Below are 19697 nucleotides of genomic sequence, written 5' to 3'. Positions count from 1 at the left end.
TTCCTTGAGGCGTCAGACAGTCCAGCGGACTACGGCGAGGTCGGGCTGTAGGGTAGCGACGCTTTGGGTCATGCCCTCATCGTTGGTCTGGCCTTTGACGATGCGGCCTTCGGCTGTTTCGATTTCGTAGTCCTGTTGGGCAATCGGCTCGCCATTGCCGGCGCTGACGGCTTTGAATTCAACCAAGGGCTGACCAATGATCGGCAAGGGCGGGATGAAGGGTGTGGGGGTATGAGAGCTGCCGATGATGACGTTGCCGGAGCCGCCAATTACCACACCGCCATGGCTGGTGGTGCGGTGCTATCGAGCGTCATGGCGTTGAGGCCGTTGATGAACACGGTTGAAGAGAATCCACCGTTCAGGGCTTGGCCGCAGCTGCATTTGTCGCTGACCCGAGCGGCCGCAAGACCGTTGAAAAAGACATCGGGTGAGCCGCTGGCAATCGGATTGGTGCCGTGACCGGGGAGGGGACAGGTGGTGGGGTCCGTGAGGCGTGCAGCCGGTTTTCCTGACATATGCATTCCTTGGCTTTGTCGTTTGAAGCGAGCGAGGGACGCTAACCACCAGAGCTCTGTGCGTCAACCTTTGGAAAAACGCCGTCGGTAAGCATTCGGTTGTTTTGGTGTGATTCACGCGTTTTTGCAGTGCGTGTTTAAAGACATCCGGAGTTACTTCTCGGAGGCTACAACGTCTTGCGTCGTTGCCTACGGCTACGCCAGAATCCGCCGGCTTGTGCGCCTAGACCCTGCTCTCTATCGTTTATCCATCGCTAAAAACAGCGATCGGGTTTGGTAGCCCGGAGTCTGGCGCATAGCCACTTTTTGCGGACGCTTTTTCAGGTCGTAGCTTATGGTGGCCATGCGCAGGGTCCCTTCGGGGGCGCCGGTTCCAGTACTCCGGTCTACCAACCTGTGTATGGCCGCCACCTTCGTTTGGTAGCGAGAGTGAAGGCTCCATGTAACCAGTACTGGAGTTCTATCTATGTTCAAGGCAACGCCCAACCCACCGGACACCGAGCCGGTCCCCCACGACTTCCCACCACGCAAACCCAGCACGATCTTCTTCATAGACCCAAAGGTCGATAACGAAACCCTGCTCGCTCACGCCTGCGAGTCGTTGGCGTCGGCCAGTGTCATGGCCAGTGATTTCGCCGCACGAATGGAAGGCACGCATCGCAATACCCTGCTGGGGATTCAGCAAAACATCATGTTGGGGGAGTTGGCGGTGAATCGAGTGCTGGATAACCTCGATCCGCCTGGCTAAATACTGAGCAAAAAAATGTGGGAGCGAGCCTGCTCGCGATAGCGGCCGCTCAGTCAACATCAATGTTGAATGTAACGGCCTCATCGCGAGCAAGCTCGCTCCCACAGGTTTTGTGCACTGACTGATACCAGCCAGTGCACAGGTTCGTGTTATTGCCCCGGAATGTCCTTGCGCAGTTTCACCGGTTCTTGCTGTTTACGTTTTTTCGCAATCGCGGTGCGCATCTTGATGTTGATCGCTTCCACCGCCAGCGAGAACGCCATGGCGAAGTAGACGTAGCCTTTTGGCACGTGAACGTCGAAGGATTCAGCAATCAGCACTGTACCGACGATCAGCAGGAACGACAGCGCCAGCATTTTCAAAGACGGGTGCTTGTCGATGAACGCGCTGATGGTGCCGGAAGCCAGCATCATCACCAGTACCGCAACGATGATCGCCGCGACCATGACCGGTACGTGGGAGACCATGCCGACAGCGGTAATCACCGAGTCCAGCGAGAACACGATGTCGATGATTGCGATCTGGATGATGGTGTAGAGGAAGTTGCCGCCCTTGCCACCCGGCTCCTCATTGGACTCATCTTCACCTTCCAGCGCGTGGTACATCTCTTGCGAGCTCTTCCACAGCAGGAACAGACCACCGAAGAACAGGATCAGGTCTCGCCCGGAAATGCCTTGGCCGAACACTTCGAACAAGTCGGCGGTAAGGCGCATGACCCAAGTGATCGACAGTAGCAACAGGATCCGCGTGACCATGGCCAGCGCCAGGCCGAAAATCCGGGTCCGCTGCTGCATGTGTTTGGGCATGCGGCTGACCAGGATCGAAATCATGATGATGTTATCGATACCCAGGACGATTTCGAGGGCGGTCAGGGTAAAGAAGGCAACCCAGATTTCAGGGTTGGTCAGCCATTCCATGTGTATTCCTTTGAGGATGTGTTAAACCACAAAAGGCCCGGGCTTCAAACAGCGAAGCCTGGACCCTTTGTGGTGAGTCTTGGGCTTATAGAGTGCTGAACAGCGGAAAAATCCCCATCAGCAATGCGGCTACCAGTATGCACATGCACACCAGCACTGCCCATTTCAGGGTAAAGCGCTGATGGTCACCAAAATCAATACCGGCCAGGGCCACCAACAAGTAGGTCGATGGTACCAGCGGGCTCAGCAAGTGGACGGGCTGACCGACGATCGAGGCACGTGCCATTTCAACCGCGGTTATACCGTAATGACTGGCTGCTTCGGCAAGTACTGGTAACACGCCGTAATAAAATGCGTCGTTCGACATGAAGAACGTGAACGGCATGCTCACCAGCGCGGTGATGACGGCCAGGTACGGACCGAGGAAATCAGGAATCACCGCCAGCAGGCTTTTCGACATCGCATCGACCATGCCGGTGCCCGACAGGATACCGGTGAAGATGCCCGCCGCGAAGATCAAACCGACCACCGCCAGCACGCTACCGGCGTGAGCCGCGACGCGATCCTTCTGTTGTTGCAGGCAAGGATAGTTGACGATCATGGCAATACTGAACGCCACCATGAACAACACGGGCAGCGGCAACAGGCCGGCAATGAGGGTGCACATCAGGACGAATGTCAGGGCACCGTTGAACCAGATCAACTTCGGACGACGGGCATCCGGGAATTGCGAAACGCTGATTTCACTGTGGTCGATTTCATCGCCCACCAGGTGCAGTTCACCCAGACGCGCACGCTCGCGTTTGCCGTAGAAGTAGGCAATCGCCAGGATTGCCACCACGCCGAACGCCATCGCCGGAATCATCGGTACGAAAATGTCGGACGGGTCCACGTGCAGCGCACTCGCCGCACGGGCAGTCGGGCCGCCCCACGGGGTCATGTTCATCACGCCACCGGCGAGGATGATCAGGCCGGCCATGATCCGCGGGCTCATGCCGATGCGGCTGTAGAGCGGCAGCATGGCGGCCACGCAGATCATGTAAGTGGTCGCGCCGTCACCATCGAGGGAAACGACGAGCGCCAGTACGGCGGTGCCGACCGACACTTTCAGCGGGTCGCCCTTGACCAGTTTGAGGATCTTGCGCACGGCCGGGTCGAACAGGCCGGAGTCGATCATCAGGGCGAAATACAGAATGGCAAACATCAGCATCACGCCGGTCGGCGCCAGCTTGGTGATGCCTTCGAGCATCATCGGGCCAATCTTCGGCGCGAAACCACCGAACAGGGCGAAGACGATAGGAATGATGATCAGGGCGATCAGCGCGGACAGGCGCTTGGTCATGATCAGGAACATGAACGTGATGACCATGGCGAAGCCAAGGAAAGTCAGCATGGGAATACTCCAGGCGTAGCGCGGCTAGGGAATGGGCGAACCGGGTGGGGTCAGCGCAGAACGGGAAGCACGAGACGTACGGGCGGAGTTGCAGCGAAGCGGCGGGTAGCAGAGGACATCAGAATCACCATTGTTGTTGTTAAATGGGCTGTGCGAGCGATAAAACACTGGCATTGGCCGACCGGTCTTTTGCCGGCAGTGGGGGCGATCCTAATCGGGGAAGCTTTCAGCCAGCTTTCGCTGATGAAAGCATTGACCGGATGGGCTACCGGTCGTCGGACCGGGGCAGGGAGTTAAACCGGGTTGAGGCCATCGCGAGCAGGCTCGCTCCCACACTGGATATGTGTCGTACACAAAACCAATGTAGGAGCGAGCCTGCTCGCGATGGCGTCGCTACATACGCACCAGGAGGAAAGGTCATGACCGATATTCATACCGGCGGCTGCCACTGCGGACATCTGCGCTATCAATTCAGCGGACCCTTACACGACATCGCCCACTGCCACTGCTCAATCTGCCGGCGAGTCAGCGGCGGAATCGTGACGACCTGGATCACCGTGCCCGCGCCGGCCTTTGAATGGCTGAAAGGAACACCAGCGCAGTACGAATCTTCAACAACCTGCGTGCGTTATTTCTGCCCGACCTGTGGGGCGCAAATGGCGCTGACCACACACCTCAGTCCCGAGAGCATCGACGTGACCATCGCCACCCTCGATCACCCGGAGCAAGCGCCGGCCGAGCGGCACATCTGGACCGACAGCCAATTGCCCTGGCTGCACCTGGACGAGCATTTGCCGAGAGAGGCCGAAGAAAACCTCTGATCAAAAAATAGACAGATCCAGCGGCCGGATCGCGCCCATCCAGATGGCATGCTCGGTGTGGTCAAGCAAATCGTCGCCGGTGTCCGGGTGCAGGAACACCACCAAACCCTTGCGGTTGAGCGCCAGCCACGGCAGCACTTCGCCGATCAGCTCCGGCCCGAACGCCAATTGGCAACTCCAGTCCGGGTGCGGACCCACGGGGCGTTCATGCACGCGCCCCATTTTCAGCGGGAACACCTGCGCGGCGTGCTCACACAGCGCTCGCGCCTGATCAATGCTCCTGGCATCGAAATAGACATGGGCGTGGTAACCCTTGATCTGTTGCATCTGAAACCCTCAAAAAACCCAGTCGAACCCTCACCGATTCCTACAGGTCACACGCCATATAGAACAAGGAATCCCAACCATGAAAAATGCCGAAACCCCGGTGGTGAAAGTGGTGCTTTATGGTGCCATGAGTAGCCTCGGCAGTGCGCTGATGGCTGAAATGCTAAGGCGCCAACATGAAGTGATCGCAATTCTGGATGACCTGACGGCGCTCCCACCGCGCCCGGGGTTGCGCACCAAGACCGGCGATTTGTTCGAGTCTGAGCGCGTCAAGCAAAGCGTAGCGGGCAGTTCGGCGGTTATTTGTCTACTGGACGCACCGGGGCTGCCATACAACAGCGAGACGGTGGAAAAAACCATCGTGCCAGGCCCGGTCGAGCAAGTGTTGGCCGTGGATGCGCTGATCGCGGGCATGCAGGCGGCGGGCATAGCCCGGTTGTTCCTAGTGGGGGATTTCGCCGAACTCGACGAAACGGAGGCGGACGCGCTGAATCTCCTCCAACGACATGCCGCCGAGGAAATCCTTGATGCGCTGCAAAGCAGTGCCTTGCACTGGACCCTGGTGAATGCGCCTCGCGGCGTGCCTGGGCTGACGATCGAACATTTCAGCCATGTGAGCAGTAGCCTTGAACCGGGTCTGGCCGAACCGCTTGAACGGTTGAACCGAGTGGCTGTGGGGATTGCCGATGAGCTGCAGCTGAATCTTCACATTGGTGAGCATGTGACCTTCGTTTCGACCGACCCTACACCGCGATAGACGGCAGCGGTAAACCATTCAGCGATTGGGCGCTGCTGGCCTGCTCAGCCATCAGCCAGTCCACAAACTGTTGAATCAATACCCCACGCCGTTTTCGCTGGGGCAGCACCACGTAATAGCCGAGCCTGGAAATCACCGTGTCCGCGATCGGTCGACACAACAAACCCTGCGCCAGCAAGTTATCCACAAGGTGTCGCCAACCAATTGCCACGCCCTGGCCGCCAATTGCCGCTTGAATCAGCAACGTGTAATTGTCGAACCGCAATTGCCCGGGTGCCGGGGTCGACGTGATCCCAAGCTCGCGAAATACACCGCTCCAGTCGAACCAGTTACTGCTGTTTTCACCCCGCAGGTGCAGCAGCGGGAATTCCAGCAATGACTGGGCCGGCAAGGGCAGGGGACGGTCTTTCAACAGCAGCGGGCTGCACACCGGGAACACTTCTTCGCTGAACAGCCAATGGCTTTCGCCCTGCTTAAAGCGGCCATCCCCAAACAACACCGCCACATCAATATCGGTGCGCAACATATTGTGATTGCGCTCGCTGGTGACCAGGCTGACGTCGACTTGGGGATTGGCTTTATGAAAGCGGTGCAATCGTGGCATCAGCCAATACGCGGCGAAGGCGAAATCTGTGGCCACCTGCAAGACTTCATGTTGATGCTGTGCACTGATTGCGCTCAATCCTGCATCGATATTCTGTAAACCGAGCTGAACCTGCTCGAAAAGTATAGTCCCGGCCTCCGTCAGTTCGATGCCACGGTAGATGCGATCAAACAGCCGCGCCGCGAGCTGTTCTTCCAGTCGTTTGATCTGCTGGCTGACGGCGGGCTGCGTGGTACCGAGTTCTACCGCCGCCGCTGTAAAGCTGCGATGACGCGCCGCCGCTTCAAACGCTCGCAGAAGGTCCAGCGACAAGTTTCCAAGGGCGTCATACATAAGCGGTGCTTATCCTAGTCATTGCCGCGCATGGGCTTTACCACAAAGTGCATGGACTCCATGCTCGATCGCAGCACTCTCGCATAAATATTCACTATGGAATGCCGCGATCACATGAAGCGCAAGAATATTCTTTTCATCATGGCCGATCAGATGGCCGCGCCAATGTTGCCGTTCTACGGTCCCTCGCCCATCAAATTACCTAATCTCAGCCGCCTCGCCGCCGAAGGCGTGGTGTTCGACGCCGCTTATTGCAACAGCCCATTGTGCGCGCCGTCGCGTTTCACCCTGGTCAGCGGTCAGTTGCCGAGCAAGATTGGCGCCTACGACAACGCGGCCGATTTCCCCGCCGATGTACCGACTTATGCCCACTACCTGCGTCGCCTCGGCTACCGCACCGCGCTGTCGGGCAAGATGCATTTCTGTGGCCCGGATCAACTCCACGGCTATGAAGAACGCCTGACCAGCGACATCTACCCGGCCGATTACGGCTGGTCGGTGAACTGGGATGAGCCGGACGTGCGTCCGACCTGGTTCCACAACATGTCTTCGGTGCTGCAGGCCGGGCCGTGCGTGCGCACCAATCAGCTGGATTTCGACGAAGAGGTGGTGTTCAAGGCCCAGCAATATCTGTTCGATCACATCCGCGAGGAGGGCGATCAGCCGTTTTGCCTGACCGTGTCGATGACGCACCCACATGATCCGTACACCATTCCCAAGGCTTTTTGGGACATGTACGACCATGCCGACATCCCGCTGCCGGAAACCCCGGCGCAAACCGATCTCGACCCGCACTCCCAGCGTTTGCTCAAGGTGTATGACCTGTGGGACAAGCCGCTGCCTGTGGATAAGATCCGCGATGCGCGCCGCGCCTATTTCGGTGCGTGCAGCTATATCGACAGCAACGTCGGCAAACTCCTGCAAACACTCGAAGATACCGGGCTGATCGACGACACCATCATCGTCTTCTCCGGCGACCACGGCGACATGCTCGGCGAGCGCGGCCTCTGGTACAAAATGCACTGGTTCGAGATGGCCGCCCGCGTACCGCTGTTGATCAGCGCGCCGGGACAATTCGGGGCTGGCCGAGTCAGCGCAGCGGTCTCCACCGCTGATTTGCTGCCAACCTTCGTTGAACTGGCCGGTGGTTCGCTGGAACCGGGCCTGCCACTGGACGGTCGTTCGCTGGTCTCGCACCTGCAAGGGCAGGGCGGCCACGACGAAGTCTTCGGCGAATACATGGCCGAAGGCACTATCAGTCCTTTGATGATGATCCGCCGTGGCCCCTACAAATTCATCTACAGCGAAGACGACCCTTGCCTACTCTTCGACGTACACAACGACCCGCAGGAACAGGAAGAACTCAGCCAATCGCCGCAACATCGGCCACTGTTTGAGGAATTTCTGGCTGAAGCACGGGCCAAATGGGACATTCCGGCGATCCACCAACAGGTGCTCGCGAGCCAGCGTCGGCGGCGGTTTGTCGCCGAGGCGCTGACCATCGGCAAGCTGAAGAGCTGGGATCACCAGCCCCTGGTAGACGCCAGTCAGCAGTACATGCGCAACCACATCGACCTCGACGATCTGGAACGTAAAGCACGTTATCCACAACCCTGCCAAAACCAATAATGTTAAGGGGAAGTCCATGCAAAAGTTATCCACAGTACTGACGGTCGGGCTACTGGCTCTGGGCAGTGCATCGGCCTTTGCCGATCAGAGCTGCGACACGGTAAAAATGGCCGATCCGGGCTGGAGCGACATCGCTGCGACCAACGCCATTACCGGGTTTCTGCTGGACGGCATGGGCTACAAGTCCAAGGTCGACACCCTCGCGGTGCCGATCACCTTTGGCGGGTTGAAGGATGGCCAGGTCGACGTGTTCCTGGGGAACTGGATGCCGGCGCAGCAGGGCTTCTACGATAAATTCGTCGCCACGGGTGATGTCACACAACTGGCGAAGAACCTCGACGGCACCGAATTCACGCTGGCAGTCCCGGATTACGTTTGGGACGCGGGTGTGCATAACTTTGCCGACCTGAATAAATACGCCGACAAGTTCGACAAGAAGATATATGGCATCGGTTCGGGCGCCCCGGCGAACATCTCGCTGCAAGAGATCATCAAGAAGAACGACTTCGACATGGGCCAGTGGAAACTGGTCGAATCCAGCGAGCAGGCGATGCTGGCCGAAGTGTCCCGCGCAGTGAAGAAACAGAAGTTCGTGACCTTTCTCGGCTGGACACCGCACCCGATGAACGTGCAGTTGAAAATGCATTACCTGAAAGGCGGTGAGAAGTATTTCGGCGACACCGGCAGCGTTTATACACTCACTCGCAAAGGTTATGCACAGGCCTGTCCGAACGTCGGCAAGCTGCTCACCAACCTGAGTTTCACCCAGGAGATGGAGAACAGCATCATGGCCGAGGTAGTGAACAAGAAAGTCAGCAATGACGATGCGGCCAAGGCGTGGATCAAGGCCAATCCTGCCGTGCTGGATAAATGGCTGGATGGCGTGAAGACCGTGGACGGCAAAGATGCGTTGTCGGCGGTGAAAGCCAAGCTCTGACTGCCCTTTGTGGCGAGGGAGCTTGCTCCCGCTGGAGTGCGCAGCGCTCCTCAATCGGCAGCTTCGCCGCCGGACGGGAGCAAGCTCCCTCGCCACAATGAATGCTTCGCCCTGATACCCTTGCGCAAAACCCCACCCGAGAGGACCCATGGCCTTCCCCAGCCGCCATTCACTCTTTCCCTTCCTTTCCTGGTTGCCCCGGCAAACCCGCGCCAGCGTCGGGCGTGACCTGATCGTTGGCCTCAGCGGCGCCATTCTTGCGCTGCCGCAATCCATTGCCTACGCACTGATAGCCGGTCTCCCGCCGGAATACGGCCTGTACGCCGCGATCATTCCGGTGCTGATCGCTTGCCTCTGGGGTTCGTCGTGGCATCTGATCTGTGGCCCTACGGCGGCGATTTCCATCGTCCTATATGCCAGCGTCAGTCCTCTGGCCGTCCCCGCGTCAGAGGACTACGTCACCTTGATCCTGCTTCTGACACTGCTCGCCGGCATTTTCCAGTGGCTGCTTGGTTTGTTGCGCTTTGGCGCCCTGGTGAATTTCGTTTCTCACTCGGTAGTGCTGGGCTTCACCCTCGGCGCGGCGGTGGTGATTGCCATCGGCCAGTTGCCGAACCTGCTGGGGCTGGACCTGCCCAATCAGTCCACCGCGCTGGACAGTTTCCTGATGGTGTTCAAACACCTCGGCGTAGTGGATAAACCTTCGCTGGTGTTGGGGCTAGCCACCGTCGGAGTAGGCGTGATCCTGAAATTACTGCTGCCACGCTGGCCGACGCTCTTGATCACCTTGGCGCTGAGCGGACTGCTGGTGTGGTTCTGGCCGTCGATGTTGGGCCATGTGAAGTTGGTCAGCGCTTTCGTCGGGCGTTTGCCGCCTTTCAGTCCGCTGCCGCTGGACCTGGACCTGATCCTGCGCCTGCTGCCCAGCGCCGTGGCGGTGGGAATGCTCGGATTGGTGACGAGCCTGTCGATTGCCCGCTCTTTGTCGGCTCGGTCACAGCAACTGCTCGACGCCAACCAGGAAGTGCGCGCCCAGGGCTTTTCGAACATGGTCGGTGCGTTTTTTTCCGGCTCGCTGTCAGCCGGTTCCTTCACCCGTTCAGGCCTGAGCTACGAGGCGGGCGCCTGCTCACCGTTGGCCGGGGTTTTTTCAGCGCTGTGGGTGGCGCTGTTCGCCATCTTCGGCGCGGCGTTGATCTCGCACATTCCGATCCCGGCCATGGCGGGCAGCATTCTGTTGATCGCCTGGGGATTGGTGGACCATCGCGGCATTCGCGCGCTGTTGCGGGTCAGCCGCGCCGAGTTCCTGGTCATGGCGCTGACCTGTGTCGCCACGCTGCTGCTGGAGTTGCAGACCGCGATCTATGCTGGGGTCCTGGCTTCGCTGTTCTTTTACCTTAAGCGGACTTCGCAACCTCGGGTGCAGCATTGGCGCGAAGGCGATGAAGACATTCTGCGCGTCGGCGGGTCGATATTTTTCGGCGCCAGCCATTACCTGCAAGTGCGCCTGCAACGGATGCACGGCGCACGGGTGGTGATCGAGGCGCAGCAGATCAACTTCATCGACTATTCAGGGGTGGAAATGCTGCATCAGGAAGCGCGACGGCTGCTCAAGCAGGATCGCAGCCTGACCCTGCGGCGTGCGCGGCCGCAGGTGGTGGAGGAGTTGCGCAAGCTTGAAGGCGCGGAGAAATGCCCGATCCGGTTTGAAGACTAAAACCCCACTGCTATGACGAACGCATAACCTGTGGCGAGGGGACTTGCTCCCGCCCGGCCGGGCTCGCGCACCAGTGCGTAGCGCCCGCAGATTTTTAGGGCTGCTTCGCACCCCAGCGGGAGCAAGCTCCCTCGCCACAAAAGCCTAGAGCGACAGTTGGCGGCGGAGTTCGGCCAGCACCGGCGCCGTATCCGGCCGCACACCGCGCCACAGGAAAAACGCTTCCGCCGCTTGTTCAGCGAGCATTCCCAAGCCGTCCATCGACACCGCCGCACCGTGCTCACTGGCCCAGCGGCAGAACGAGGTCGGCTCCTTGCCGTACATCATGTCGTAGCACACGGTCTTGCCCGGATCGATCAGGCTGCTGGCAATCGGTGGTACATCGCCTGACAGACTCGCCGACGTCGCGTTGATGATCAGGTCCACCGACTCCTGCAGCCAGTCAAAACCGCTGGCCGACACCGGTCCCAGGTCCGAGAACAATTCCGCCAGCAACTCGGCTTTCTCAACGGTGCGGTTGGCGATAATGACCGAAGCGGGTTGCTCGGCCAGCAACGGCTCCAGTGCACCGCGCACCGCGCCGCCGGCACCGAGCAGCAGGATGCGCTTGCCCTTGAGGCTGAAAGCAGCGTTGACCGTCAGGTCCCGCACCAGCCCGGCGCCGTCGGTGTTGTCGCCCAGCAGGCTGCCGTCGGCGAGTTTGCTCAGGGTGTTGACCGCGCCGGCCCGCTGCGCCCGCGCCGTCAGACTGTCGGCCAGGCGATAAGCCTCTTCCTTGAACGGTACCGTCACATTCGCCCCGCGACCTTCGAGGAAAAACGCCCGGGCGAAATCAGAAAAGTCGTCGAGTGGCGCCAGCGAGGTGCTGTAGTCCAGTTGCTGAGCGGTCTGTTCGGCGAACAAGCGGTGGATCAGCGGCGATTTGCTGTGGCCAATAGGGTTACCGAATACGACGTAACGGTCCATCAGAACTCCTCGTTCAGGCCTTGGCCAACCAATCGCGGTCTTGCAGGAAATATTCGGTCAGGCGCGCTTCTTCGCTGCCCGGCTCGGCTTTCCAGTCGTAGCCCCAGCGGACTTGCGGGGGCAGGGACATGAGGATCGACTCGGTGCGCCCGCCCGATTGCAAACCGAACAGCGTGCCACGGTCGTAAACCAGGTTGAATTCGACGTAGCGGCCACGGCGGAATTCCTGGAACTCACGCTGTTTGGCGGTGAACGCATCATTTTTGCGGCGCTGTACGATCGGCAGGTACGCGTCGATGTAGGCGTCACCGATGGCGCGCATGAAGGCGAAGCTGGTGTCGAAGTCCCACTCGTTCAAGTCATCGAAAAACAGGCCGCCGATTCCGCGCGGCTCGTGGCGATGCTTGATGTGGAAGTAGCTGTCGCACCAGGCCTTGTAGCGCGAGTAAACGTCCGGGCCAAACGGCGCGCAGGCCTGCTCGGCAACGCGGTGCCAGTGCACGCAGTCTTCTTCATTGCCGTAGTAAGGGGTCAGGTCGAAACCGCCGCCGAACCACCAGACCGGTTCTTCGCCTTCTTTTTCAGCGATGAAAAAGCGCACGTTGGCATGGGACGTCGGCACCTGCGGGTTGTGCGGGTGAATCACCAGCGACACGCCCAGGGCTTCGAAGCCACGGCCGGCCAGCTCCGGGCGATGGGCGCTGGCGGACGGTGGGAGCCCCCTGCCAAAGACGTGGGAAAAGTTGACGCCGCCCTTTTCGATGACCGCGCCGTTTTCGATCACGCGCGTGCGACCGCCACCGCCGGCAGGCCGGGTCCAGGCGTCTTCGACGAATGCCGTGCCGCCGTCTTCGGCTTCAAGGGCTGCGCAAATCCGGTCTTGCAGGTCGAGCAGGTAGGCTTTTACGGCCTCGGTGCGGGTCGTCATGTCATCACCTTGAATCGGGCAAAACTACGCGGCGCTCCATCGGAGCGGGGGCCGGCGCAAATGGGCGCGTAGCATAACATCGCAGATGGGCCTGCCGCAGTTGACGAAGGTCAAGCTTAGGAGTCCGATAGGGAGCTTCGCAAATGACCTAAGGAGAGTTCTGATGGCAAAGCGTATCCAGTTCCGCGCCCATGGCGGCCCCGAAGTGCTCGAGTATGTCGACTATCAACCCGCCGAGCCCGGCCCGCAGCAGGTTCGCGTGGCCAACAAGGCCATCGGCCTGAACTTCATCGACACTTACTACCGCAGTGGTCTCTATCCGCTGCCCGCCCTGCCATCGGGCCTGGGCTCGGAAGGTGCGGGCGTGGTTGAGGCAGTCGGCAGCGAAGTGACCCGGTTCAAGGTCGGTGATCGTGTTGCTTACGGCAGCGGCCCGTTGGGCGCCTATAGCGAGGTTCACGTTTTGCCTGAGGCCAACCTGGTGCTCTTGCCGGACGCCATCAGTTTCGAACAGGCCGCCGGTGCGATGCTCAAGGGCCTGACCGTGCAGTACCTGCTGCGTCAGACGTATGAACTCAAGGGTGGCGAAACCATCCTGTTCCATGCCGCTGCGGGCGGTGTCGGGTCCCTGGCCTGCCAGTGGGCGAAGGCCTTGGGGGTGAAGTTGATCGGCACGGTCAGCTCGCCGGAGAAAGCCGCGCTGGCCAAGGCCAATGGCGCGTGGGCGACCATCGATTACAGCCATGAAAACGTCGCACAACGGGTGCTGGAATTGACTGACGGCAAAAAAGTCCCGGTGGTGTACGACGGCGTCGGCAAGGACACCTGGCTGACGTCGCTCGATAGCGTTGCGCCACGGGGTCTGGTGGTGAGTTTCGGCAATGCGTCTGGCGCAGTGGATGGGGTGAACCTGGGGATTTTGTCGGCAAAAGGCTCGTTGTACGTAACCCGGCCGACGCTGGCGACCTACGCCAATAACGCGCAAAACCTGCAACGCATGGCGGACGAACTGTTTGAGATGATCATCAGCGGCAAGCTGAGGGTGGACATCAGCCAGAAATATCCATTGTCCGAGGCGGCGAAGGCGCAGACCGAGTTGTCGGCGCGGCGTACCACTGGCTCGACTGTTTTGTTGCCGTAACAGCGAACTGTGGCGAGGGGGCTTGCCCCCGTTGGACTGCGCAGCAGTCCCGTTCTTTTTTAAGGATATGCGGGGCCGCTTCGCGGCCCAGCGGGAGCAAGCTCCCTCGCCACAGGTTACTGCGGGATTAATCCGGGCGAATGACGTTCCCGGTCGCCAGATCGCGAATCACGCTCGGATTCTTGCGCCCCCCCAGATTCCCGCCCAACACGTATTCCACTTGCCCACGGAAATACTGATCGACGCGAAGACGCGTCCGCGCCGCCGGCCGGCCCTGAGGATTCGCCGAGGTCGACACCAGCGGCCCGACCACCGCGCACAAATCCCGCACCAGCGGGTGGTCGCTAACGCGCAGCGCCACCGTTTCATGCACGCCGGTAATCCACTGCGGCAACAGATTCTGATGCGGCACCAGCCAGGTATTTGGCCCCGGCCACGTGCTGGCCATACGATCCATCCACAGTTCCGGGAAGTCTTCGAACAGGAAGTCGAACTGACGAATATTGTCGGCCACCAGGATCAGGCCCTTTTCCACAGACCGGCCCTTGATCATCAACAGACGATAGACCGCTTCTTCGTCCCACGGATCGCAACCCAGGCCCCAGACCGCTTCGGTTGGATAGGCAATCACTGCCCCTGCGCGAACGGCTTGTGCGGCTTGTTGCACGCGCCAATTGTTGACCATGAAAAACTCTCCGGAATAAGGCTCTGCGCAGTTTACCGATCTTCCTTATAAAACCTAGCTCACCCGCGCAAACCAGCGCCCGCTTTCGCACACCGCCCGGCCGTCCATTTCCAGCTCCGTCAGCGCTGCCAGCACTTTGGACAAAGCCCAGCCACTGCTGACCGACAACGCTTCGCTGGTGTGGGGCGCGGCGTGAAGCAAAAGGAGCAGTGGATGAGTAGGTGTTTGCAGCGTCTCTGTGGCTAACGGCAGCCGTTGCCAGCCGCGCAAGGCTTCGAGGATATGCTCAGTGGTTTCCACCAGCACCGCACCGTCGCGGATCAATTGATGACAACCCTTGGCGCCAGGGTGGTGGATCGACCCTGGAATCGCGTACACCTCGCGTCCTTGTTCCGCCGCCAGCCTCGCCGTGATCAATGAACCGCTGGCGACACTCGCTTCAACCACCAGCACGCCGAGGGATAAACCGCTGATGATCCGGTTACGCCGAGGGAAGTTTCCGGCACTGGGGCCGGCGTCCAGCGGGAACTCGGAAAGCACTGCGCTGCCCGACGCAATCATGGCGTCGGCCAGCCGCCGATTGCGTTGTGGATAAAACTTTTCAAGTCCCGTGCCAAGTACCCCGACCGTTCGCCCGCCCACGTCCAGCGCGGCTTGATGCGCGGCGGCATCGATGCCAAGCGCCAGGCCGCTGGTAATGACGAAACCGGCGCCGGCCAGGCTGCGCGAAAACGCCGATGCGGTGTCCATGCCCGGTCGCGAAGCGCGACGACTGCCGACCATCGCCAATTGCGGTTTTTCCAGAATGCCGGGATCGCCTGCCACGAACAACAGTGGTGGTGCATCGCTGATTTCCGCCAGCAGCGCGGGGTACTCCGGCTGGTCCCACATCAGCAAATGCTGGCCCGAACGCTCTAGCCAGGCCAATGCGTGGGCCGCGCCATCGCGCACTTCATTGGCGCGCCGTGCTTCGGCGCACGCCAGCGGCAAGCCCAGCGAACGCCATGCGCTGGCGGGCGCGCTGATGGCTTTGGACGCCGAGCCGAAGGCTTCAAGCAATTTCTTGAAACGTGCCGGGCCTAGTTCCGGCAAACGATGCAGACGTAAACGAGCTTCCAGTTCCGCAGGGGAAACCGGTGTAACGGTAGACAGCGACATGGATCATCCTTGATCGTTATGAGCCCCGTTCAAACGGGAATAAGCTGTGGATAACTCTGTTGGTAACTTGTGGAGCAGGCTTAAGGATTTCGCACCTTGTCCATGACCGCCAGCGAGCGCGATGCGTTGAGCACCAGCCCGTAACTGAGCTTGTCGTAGGTGCGGAACACCATCAGCAAACCGGCACGCTCATCGGGGATTTTCAGCGGCTGGCCAGTGATCCGGTCGCGCACGGTTTCACCGGTTTTCATCACCACCAGCACATTGCCCTCGGCCAGGCCATCGCGCTGACCCTTGTTCAGCGTGACCACATCCAGCGCGCCAATCTGGGTAACCCCGCGCGGCACATCGATGATCAAGCCATTAATTTCGGTTTTTGGCGCGCTGGGCATGAAGGTCGAGTTGATCGAGCGTTCCTCGCCACTGAACAGCCGGTCGCCAAGACGCACTTCCTGAGTCGTGCGTTGCAGTGCCAGGGTGGCGACGTCGCCCTCGGTGGCCACAATCTCGCCACCGCCGATGTCATCAGCATTGATCCCCAAAAACTCTTTGCTATCGGGATCGGTGTAGACCTTGCCCTGGCGGAAGATGCCATAGACCGGCTGGTTCGGGTCGAAATGGCCACGGGCGAAAATGCGGTCACCGGTGCCGCTGAGCACGCGTTCGGCATCGCCAGCGACGATGTAGGGCGCCTTGTCAAAATCCTCGACCTTGTCGACGATGCGGTTGCTCAGCAAAAAGCTGTTGATCGATTGCAGCGGAATGCTCGGGATCGCATCGGCAACCGGCGAGCTGCGCACCCGAGGCGAGAGCTTGATGGTGCCGCGCGAAGCTCCGCGATTGAGGGTCAGGCGCGGCTGGCCGTTGACATAGACCAACGACAGCGAGTCGCCGGGATAGATGAGATTGGGGTTTTCGATCTGTGGATTGGCCTGCCACAGCTCTGGCCACTTCCACGGCTCTCGGAGGAATTTTCCGGAAATGTCCCAGAGTGTGTCACCCCTCACCACTGTGTATTGCTGTGGAAAACCTTCCTTGAGTTGCACTTGCCCGTGCGCCAAACCGGCCGAGGCCAGAAGGAGCAAGGCGAGTAGTGATTTCCTCATGCGGTGAATCCCTTTATTATGTGCGTTCGCGTGAAACGCCAGAGCCCTCGTGGCTCGCTCCTGTCTCTTTGATAAAAGAAAAGGAGCTACGCTTCACAACGGTAGCCTGCATCTTCGGACCTGCCAGGCCATCGACCCGACTTTACCTCACACGTGCAGCAATTAAGCTTATGGCCATTTTAGACATCCTCGAATTCCCCGACTCGCGCCTGCGTACTATCGCCAAACCTGTGGCCGTAGTGGACGACGAAGTGCGTCAGTTGGTCGATGACATGTTTGAAACAATGTATGAAGCGCCAGGCATCGGCCTCGCCGCGACCCAGGTCAACGTGCACAAACGTATCGTCGTGATGGACCTCTCCGAAGACCGCAGCGAACCGCGGGTGTTCATCAACCCCGAGTTCGAGTCGTTGACCGACGAGATGGAGCAATACCAGGAAGGCTGCCTCTCGGTGCCGGGCTTCTACGAAAATGTCGATCGCCCGCAGAAGGTCAAGGTCAAGGCCCTGGACCGTGACGGCAAGCCTTACGAACTGATCGCCGAAGGCCTGCTCGCCGTGTGCATCCAGCACGAATGCGACCACCTCAATGGCAAATTGTTCGTCGATTACCTGTCGAACCTCAAACGCGATCGAATCAAGAAGAAACTGGAAAAGCTCCATCGCCAGAACGCTTGATGCCCTTCTTTCAAAGGCTTGCTGCGGCAAGCCTTTTTCTTTTCAGAGATTGCTCCCATGACTGAGCCACTGCGCATCGTCTTTGCCGGCACCCCGGAATTCGCCGCCGAACACCTCAAGGCCCTGCTCGCCAGCCCTTACGAGATCGTTGCGGTCTACACCCAGCCGGACCGTCCGGCGGGCCGTGGGCAAAAGCTGATGCCGAGCCCGGTCAAGCAACTCGCGCTGGAAAACAACATTCAGGTGTTGCAGCCGCCGACGCTGCGCAACGAAGACGCCCAGGCTGAACTGGCCGCACTCAAGCCGGACTTGCTGGTGGTGGTCGCCTATGGCTTGATCCTGCCGCAAGCGGTGCTGGACATTCCGCGCCTGGGTTGCATCAACAGCCACGCGTCGTTGCTGCCGCGCTGGCGCGGGGCGGCACCGATCCAGCGTGCGGTCGAAGCGGGCGACAGCGAAAGCGGCGTGACGGTGATGCGCATGGAACTGGGCCTCGACACTGGACCGATGCTGCTGAAAGTCACCACGCCGATCACCGCCGAAGACACCGGCGGCAGCCTCCACGACCGTCTCGCCGAAATGGGCCCACCGGCCGTGATCCAGGCGATTGCCGGCCTCGCCGCCGGAACGCTGGAAGGCGAAGCGCAGGATGACAGTCTTGCCACCTACGCTCACAAATTGAACAAAGACGAAGCACGCATCGACTGGAGCCGTCCGGCGGTTGAGCTGGAACGCCTGGTCCGCGCCTTCAACCCGTGGCCGATCACCCACAGCACGCTGAACGGCGAAGCACTGAAAGTGCTGGCCGCGAGCCTCGCCGAAGGGCAGGGCGCACCGGGGCAAATCCTTAGCGCCAGCAAGGACGGCTTGATCGTCGCCTGCGGTGAGCGAGCGCTGTGTCTGACTCGTCTGCAATTGCCCGGCGGCAAGGCGCTGAACTTCAGCGACTTGTTCAACAGCCGTCGTGAGAAGTTCGCCGTCGGCACCCTGCTCGGTCAAGCGGCGCACGCTCAATGAATCCACGTCTGGCCGCCGCCAAGGCACTTGCCGCTGTTCTTAACGGAAAAGCCTCACTCAACAGTTCACTGCCGACACAAATGGACAAGGTTGAAGACCGTGATCGCGGCTTCACCCAGGACCTGGCCTTCGGCACGGCTCGCTGGCAACCGCGTCTGTCGGCACTGGCGGCCAAGTTGCTGCAGAAACCGTTCAAGGCTGCCGACGCCGATGTCGAGGCGCTGCTGCTGGTCGGCCTTTATCAATTGCTCTACACCCGCGTCCCGGCCCACGCCGCCATCGGCGAAACCGTCGGTTGTGCCGACAAGTTGAAAAAGCCGTGGGCCAAGGCCTTGCTCAACGCCGTGCTGCGCCGCGCCCAGCGGGAAAGCGAAGCGCTGCTGGCCGAGCTGGAACACGACCCGGTGGTGCGCACCGCGCATCCGCGCTGGCTGCAAAAATCCCTCAAGGCGTTCTGGCCTGAGCAGTGGGAAGCCATTTGCACAGCGAACAACGCGCATCCTCCGATGATTCTGCGGGTCAACCGCCGCCATCACACTCGCGATGCTTATCTCGGGTTGCTGACTGAAGCCGGCATCGCCGCCACGCCGTGCGTTTACAGTCAGGACGGCATCATCCTCGAAGCCGCCGCCGACGTGCGCAGCCTGCCGGGTTTCGCCGAAGGCTGGATCAGCGTGCAGGACGAAGCGGCGCAACTGGCCGCCGATCTGCTCGACCTCGCACCAGGACAACGGGTACTGGATGCCTGCTGCGCACCGGGCGGCAAGACCTGCCACATCCTCGAAGCCGAGCCAAAACTGGCGGGCGTCGTGGCGGTGGATCTGGAGGCCAAGCGCCTGGTGCGCGTGCGCGAGAACCTCGCACGCTTGGGCCTGAGCGCCGAACTGATCGCCGCCGACGGCCGCGACACCGCGACCTGGTGGGACGGCAAACCGTTTCAACGCATCCTGCTCGACGCGCCCTGTTCGGCCACCGGCGTGATCCGTCGTCACCCGGACATCAAGCTGACTCGCCAACCCGACGACATCGCCGCACTGGCGGTTCTGCAGGGCGAATTGCTCGATGCCATGTGGAGAACGCTGGAGGTCGGCGGGATTCTGCTTTACGCCACCTGCTCCACGCTGCCGACCGAGAACACCGAAGTCATCGAAGCCTTCCTCGCTCGCACACCGGGTGCGCGTGAACTGGACCTCGCCACGGCGGCCGGCATCAAACAGCCTCACGGTCGCCAATTGCTGGCACAGGAAGGCGGCCACGACGGGTTCTACTACGCCAAGCTGATCAAGATCGCCGCCGCGCGCGGTTAATGGGTTTTAAGGGA

19 protein-coding genes and 1 pseudogene are annotated in these 19697 nt (G+C 60.3%); 10 read left to right on the top strand and 10 right to left on the bottom strand.

All coding sequences use genetic code 11. The features are described 5' to 3' along the window. Positions 1-12: 12 nt before the first annotated feature. A pseudogene (locus ACA075_RS00170) lies at positions 13-515 on the bottom strand (PAAR domain-containing protein). 466 nt (positions 516-981) lie between these two features. On the opposite strand from ACA075_RS00170, the gene ACA075_RS00165 reads away from it, so the two are divergent. After that, positions 982-1263: a DUF6124 family protein gene (locus ACA075_RS00165; RefSeq protein WP_497296798.1), complete on the top strand. Its 282-nt coding sequence runs from the start codon at positions 982-984 to the stop codon at positions 1261-1263. A gap of 149 nt (positions 1264-1412) precedes the next feature. Here the strand turns inward: ACA075_RS00165 and ACA075_RS00160 are convergent, their stop codons facing one another. Both ACA075_RS00160 and ACA075_RS00155 read right to left on the bottom strand, forming a co-directional pair. Next, a complete protein-coding gene (locus ACA075_RS00160) occupies positions 1413-2180 on the bottom strand; it encodes a TerC family protein (RefSeq protein WP_497296796.1) in 768 nt (255 codons plus the stop codon). Positions 2181-2265: 85 nt separating this feature from the next. Further along, positions 2266-3573, bottom strand: coding sequence for a CitMHS family transporter (locus tag ACA075_RS00155; protein ID WP_219094735.1), 1308 nt, complete (start codon positions 3571-3573; stop codon positions 2266-2268). 419 nt (positions 3574-3992) lie between these two features. Between ACA075_RS00155 and ACA075_RS00150 the strand changes: the two genes are divergently transcribed. Next, positions 3993-4394, top strand: coding sequence for a GFA family protein (locus tag ACA075_RS00150; protein WP_497296795.1), 402 nt, complete (start codon positions 3993-3995; stop codon positions 4392-4394). Here ACA075_RS00150 and ACA075_RS00145 read toward each other — a convergent pair whose 3' ends face one another. After that, a complete protein-coding gene (locus tag ACA075_RS00145; RefSeq protein ID WP_497296794.1) occupies positions 4395-4721 on the bottom strand; it encodes a DOPA 4,5-dioxygenase family protein in 327 nt (108 codons plus the stop codon). 79 nt (positions 4722-4800) lie between these two features. Between ACA075_RS00145 and ACA075_RS00140 the strand changes: the two genes are divergently transcribed. Beyond that, entirely contained in the window at positions 4801-5478 is a 678-nt protein-coding gene (locus tag ACA075_RS00140; RefSeq protein WP_497296793.1) for an NAD(P)-dependent oxidoreductase, read from the top strand. Here ACA075_RS00140 and ACA075_RS00135 read toward each other — a convergent pair. Continuing rightward, entirely contained in the window at positions 5465-6415 is a 951-nt protein-coding gene (locus ACA075_RS00135; RefSeq protein WP_497296792.1) for a choline sulfate utilization transcriptional regulator, read from the bottom strand. The genes ACA075_RS00140 and ACA075_RS00135 overlap by 14 nt on opposite strands. 114 nt (positions 6416-6529) lie before the next feature. Between ACA075_RS00135 and betC the strand changes: the two genes are divergently transcribed. The 3 genes from betC to ACA075_RS00120 all read left to right on the top strand — a co-directional run bounded on the left by betC (position 6530) and on the right by ACA075_RS00120 (position 10698). Next, a complete protein-coding gene (gene betC / locus ACA075_RS00130) occupies positions 6530-8044 on the top strand; it encodes a choline-sulfatase (RefSeq protein WP_497296791.1) in 1515 nt (504 codons plus the stop codon). Between the two features lie 16 nt (positions 8045-8060). Then, the gene (gene choX / locus ACA075_RS00125) at positions 8061-8981 is read left to right on the top strand and encodes a choline ABC transporter substrate-binding protein (RefSeq protein WP_497296790.1); all 921 of its coding nucleotides are present in this window, start codon (positions 8061-8063) and stop codon (positions 8979-8981) included. A gap of 148 nt (positions 8982-9129) precedes the next feature. Then, the gene (locus ACA075_RS00120) at positions 9130-10698 is read left to right on the top strand and encodes a SulP family inorganic anion transporter (protein ID WP_497296789.1); all 1569 of its coding nucleotides are present in this window, start codon (positions 9130-9132) and stop codon (positions 10696-10698) included. 144 nt (positions 10699-10842) lie between these two features. On the opposite strand, the gene aroE is transcribed toward ACA075_RS00120, so the two are convergent. Then, complete coding sequence (aroE, locus tag ACA075_RS00115; protein ID WP_497296788.1) at positions 10843-11664, bottom strand: shikimate dehydrogenase; 822 nt, start codon at positions 11662-11664, stop codon at positions 10843-10845. Positions 11665-11677: 13 nt separating this feature from the next. Then, positions 11678-12592, bottom strand: coding sequence for an oxygen-dependent coproporphyrinogen oxidase (gene hemF / locus ACA075_RS00110; RefSeq protein ID WP_497296786.1), 915 nt, complete (start codon positions 12590-12592; stop codon positions 11678-11680). Positions 12593-12755: 163 nt separating this feature from the next. Between hemF and ACA075_RS00105 the strand changes: the two genes are divergently transcribed. Continuing rightward, on the top strand, positions 12756-13733 hold the full coding sequence (locus tag ACA075_RS00105) for an NADPH:quinone reductase (RefSeq protein ID WP_497296785.1): 978 nt from the start codon (positions 12756-12758) through the stop codon (positions 13731-13733). A gap of 127 nt (positions 13734-13860) precedes the next feature. Here the strand turns inward: ACA075_RS00105 and tsaC are convergent, their stop codons facing one another. From tsaC to ACA075_RS00090, 3 genes are all read right to left on the bottom strand, one after another. Further along, positions 13861-14418, bottom strand: a complete 558-nt coding sequence (tsaC, locus tag ACA075_RS00100) for an L-threonylcarbamoyladenylate synthase type 1 TsaC (protein WP_497296784.1) — start codon at positions 14416-14418, stop codon at positions 13861-13863. Positions 14419-14472: 54 nt separating this feature from the next. Continuing rightward, positions 14473-15576, bottom strand: a complete 1104-nt coding sequence (dprA, locus tag ACA075_RS00095; protein ID WP_497296783.1) for a DNA-processing protein DprA — start codon at positions 15574-15576, stop codon at positions 14473-14475. An 80-nt stretch (positions 15577-15656) separates the two neighbouring features. Continuing rightward, on the bottom strand, positions 15657-16682 hold the full coding sequence (locus ACA075_RS00090; RefSeq protein ID WP_497296782.1) for a LysM peptidoglycan-binding domain-containing protein: 1026 nt from the start codon (positions 16680-16682) through the stop codon (positions 15657-15659). A gap of 170 nt (positions 16683-16852) precedes the next feature. Here ACA075_RS00090 and def point away from each other — a divergent pair, with 170 nt between their 5' ends. Genes def through rsmB form a run of 3 tightly spaced genes read left to right on the top strand, consistent with a single transcriptional unit; the run spans position 16853 to position 19683 of the window. Next, complete coding sequence (gene def, locus ACA075_RS00085) at positions 16853-17359, top strand: peptide deformylase (protein ID WP_109627010.1); 507 nt, start codon at positions 16853-16855, stop codon at positions 17357-17359. A gap of 57 nt (positions 17360-17416) precedes the next feature. Next, the gene (gene fmt, locus ACA075_RS00080; protein ID WP_497296781.1) at positions 17417-18376 is read left to right on the top strand and encodes a methionyl-tRNA formyltransferase; all 960 of its coding nucleotides are present in this window, start codon (positions 17417-17419) and stop codon (positions 18374-18376) included. Further along, positions 18373-19683: a 16S rRNA (cytosine(967)-C(5))-methyltransferase RsmB gene (gene rsmB / locus ACA075_RS00075; protein ID WP_497296780.1), complete on the top strand. Its 1311-nt coding sequence runs from the start codon at positions 18373-18375 to the stop codon at positions 19681-19683. Before fmt ends, rsmB begins: the two co-directional genes overlap by 4 nt. Positions 19684-19697: the final 14 nt, after the last annotated feature.

Source organism: Pseudomonas sp. LBUM1663, assembly GCF_059695905.1.
The sequence above is the reverse complement of the archived record's forward strand: the minus strand, read 5'-3'. Positions and strand labels throughout refer to the sequence as shown.

Excerpts from the sequence above, each read along its gene's own strand:
- aroE (WP_497296788.1), bottom strand. The coding sequence starts at position 11,664 with ATGGACCGTTACGTCGTATTCGGTAACCCTATTGGCCACAGCAAATCG.
- ACA075_RS00155 (WP_219094735.1), bottom strand. The coding sequence starts at position 3,573 with ATGCTGACTTTCCTTGGCTTCGCCATGGTCATCACGTTCATGTTCCTG.
- rsmB (WP_497296780.1), top strand. The coding sequence starts at position 18,373 with ATGAATCCACGTCTGGCCGCCGCCAAGGCACTTGCCGCTGTTCTTAAC.
- tsaC (WP_497296784.1), bottom strand. The coding sequence starts at position 14,418 with ATGGTCAACAATTGGCGCGTGCAACAAGCCGCACAAGCCGTTCGCGCA.
- ACA075_RS00090 (WP_497296782.1), bottom strand. The coding sequence starts at position 16,682 with ATGAGGAAATCACTACTCGCCTTGCTCCTTCTGGCCTCGGCCGGTTTG.
- ACA075_RS00120 (WP_497296789.1), top strand. The coding sequence starts at position 9,130 with ATGGCCTTCCCCAGCCGCCATTCACTCTTTCCCTTCCTTTCCTGGTTG.
- ACA075_RS00160 (WP_497296796.1), bottom strand. The coding sequence starts at position 2,180 with ATGGAATGGCTGACCAACCCTGAAATCTGGGTTGCCTTCTTTACCCTG.
- ACA075_RS00150 (WP_497296795.1), top strand. The coding sequence starts at position 3,993 with ATGACCGATATTCATACCGGCGGCTGCCACTGCGGACATCTGCGCTAT.
- betC (WP_497296791.1), top strand. The coding sequence starts at position 6,530 with ATGAAGCGCAAGAATATTCTTTTCATCATGGCCGATCAGATGGCCGCG.
- dprA (WP_497296783.1), bottom strand. The coding sequence starts at position 15,576 with ATGTCGCTGTCTACCGTTACACCGGTTTCCCCTGCGGAACTGGAAGCT.
- fmt (WP_497296781.1), top strand. The coding sequence starts at position 17,417 with ATGACTGAGCCACTGCGCATCGTCTTTGCCGGCACCCCGGAATTCGCC.
- ACA075_RS00140 (WP_497296793.1), top strand. The coding sequence starts at position 4,801 with ATGAAAAATGCCGAAACCCCGGTGGTGAAAGTGGTGCTTTATGGTGCC.
- ACA075_RS00165 (WP_497296798.1), top strand. The coding sequence starts at position 982 with ATGTTCAAGGCAACGCCCAACCCACCGGACACCGAGCCGGTCCCCCAC.
- ACA075_RS00105 (WP_497296785.1), top strand. The coding sequence starts at position 12,756 with ATGGCAAAGCGTATCCAGTTCCGCGCCCATGGCGGCCCCGAAGTGCTC.
- choX (WP_497296790.1), top strand. The coding sequence starts at position 8,061 with ATGCAAAAGTTATCCACAGTACTGACGGTCGGGCTACTGGCTCTGGGC.
- ACA075_RS00145 (WP_497296794.1), bottom strand. The coding sequence starts at position 4,721 with ATGCAACAGATCAAGGGTTACCACGCCCATGTCTATTTCGATGCCAGG.
- hemF (WP_497296786.1), bottom strand. The coding sequence starts at position 12,592 with ATGACGACCCGCACCGAGGCCGTAAAAGCCTACCTGCTCGACCTGCAA.
- ACA075_RS00135 (WP_497296792.1), bottom strand. The coding sequence starts at position 6,415 with ATGTATGACGCCCTTGGAAACTTGTCGCTGGACCTTCTGCGAGCGTTT.
- def (WP_109627010.1), top strand. The coding sequence starts at position 16,853 with ATGGCCATTTTAGACATCCTCGAATTCCCCGACTCGCGCCTGCGTACT.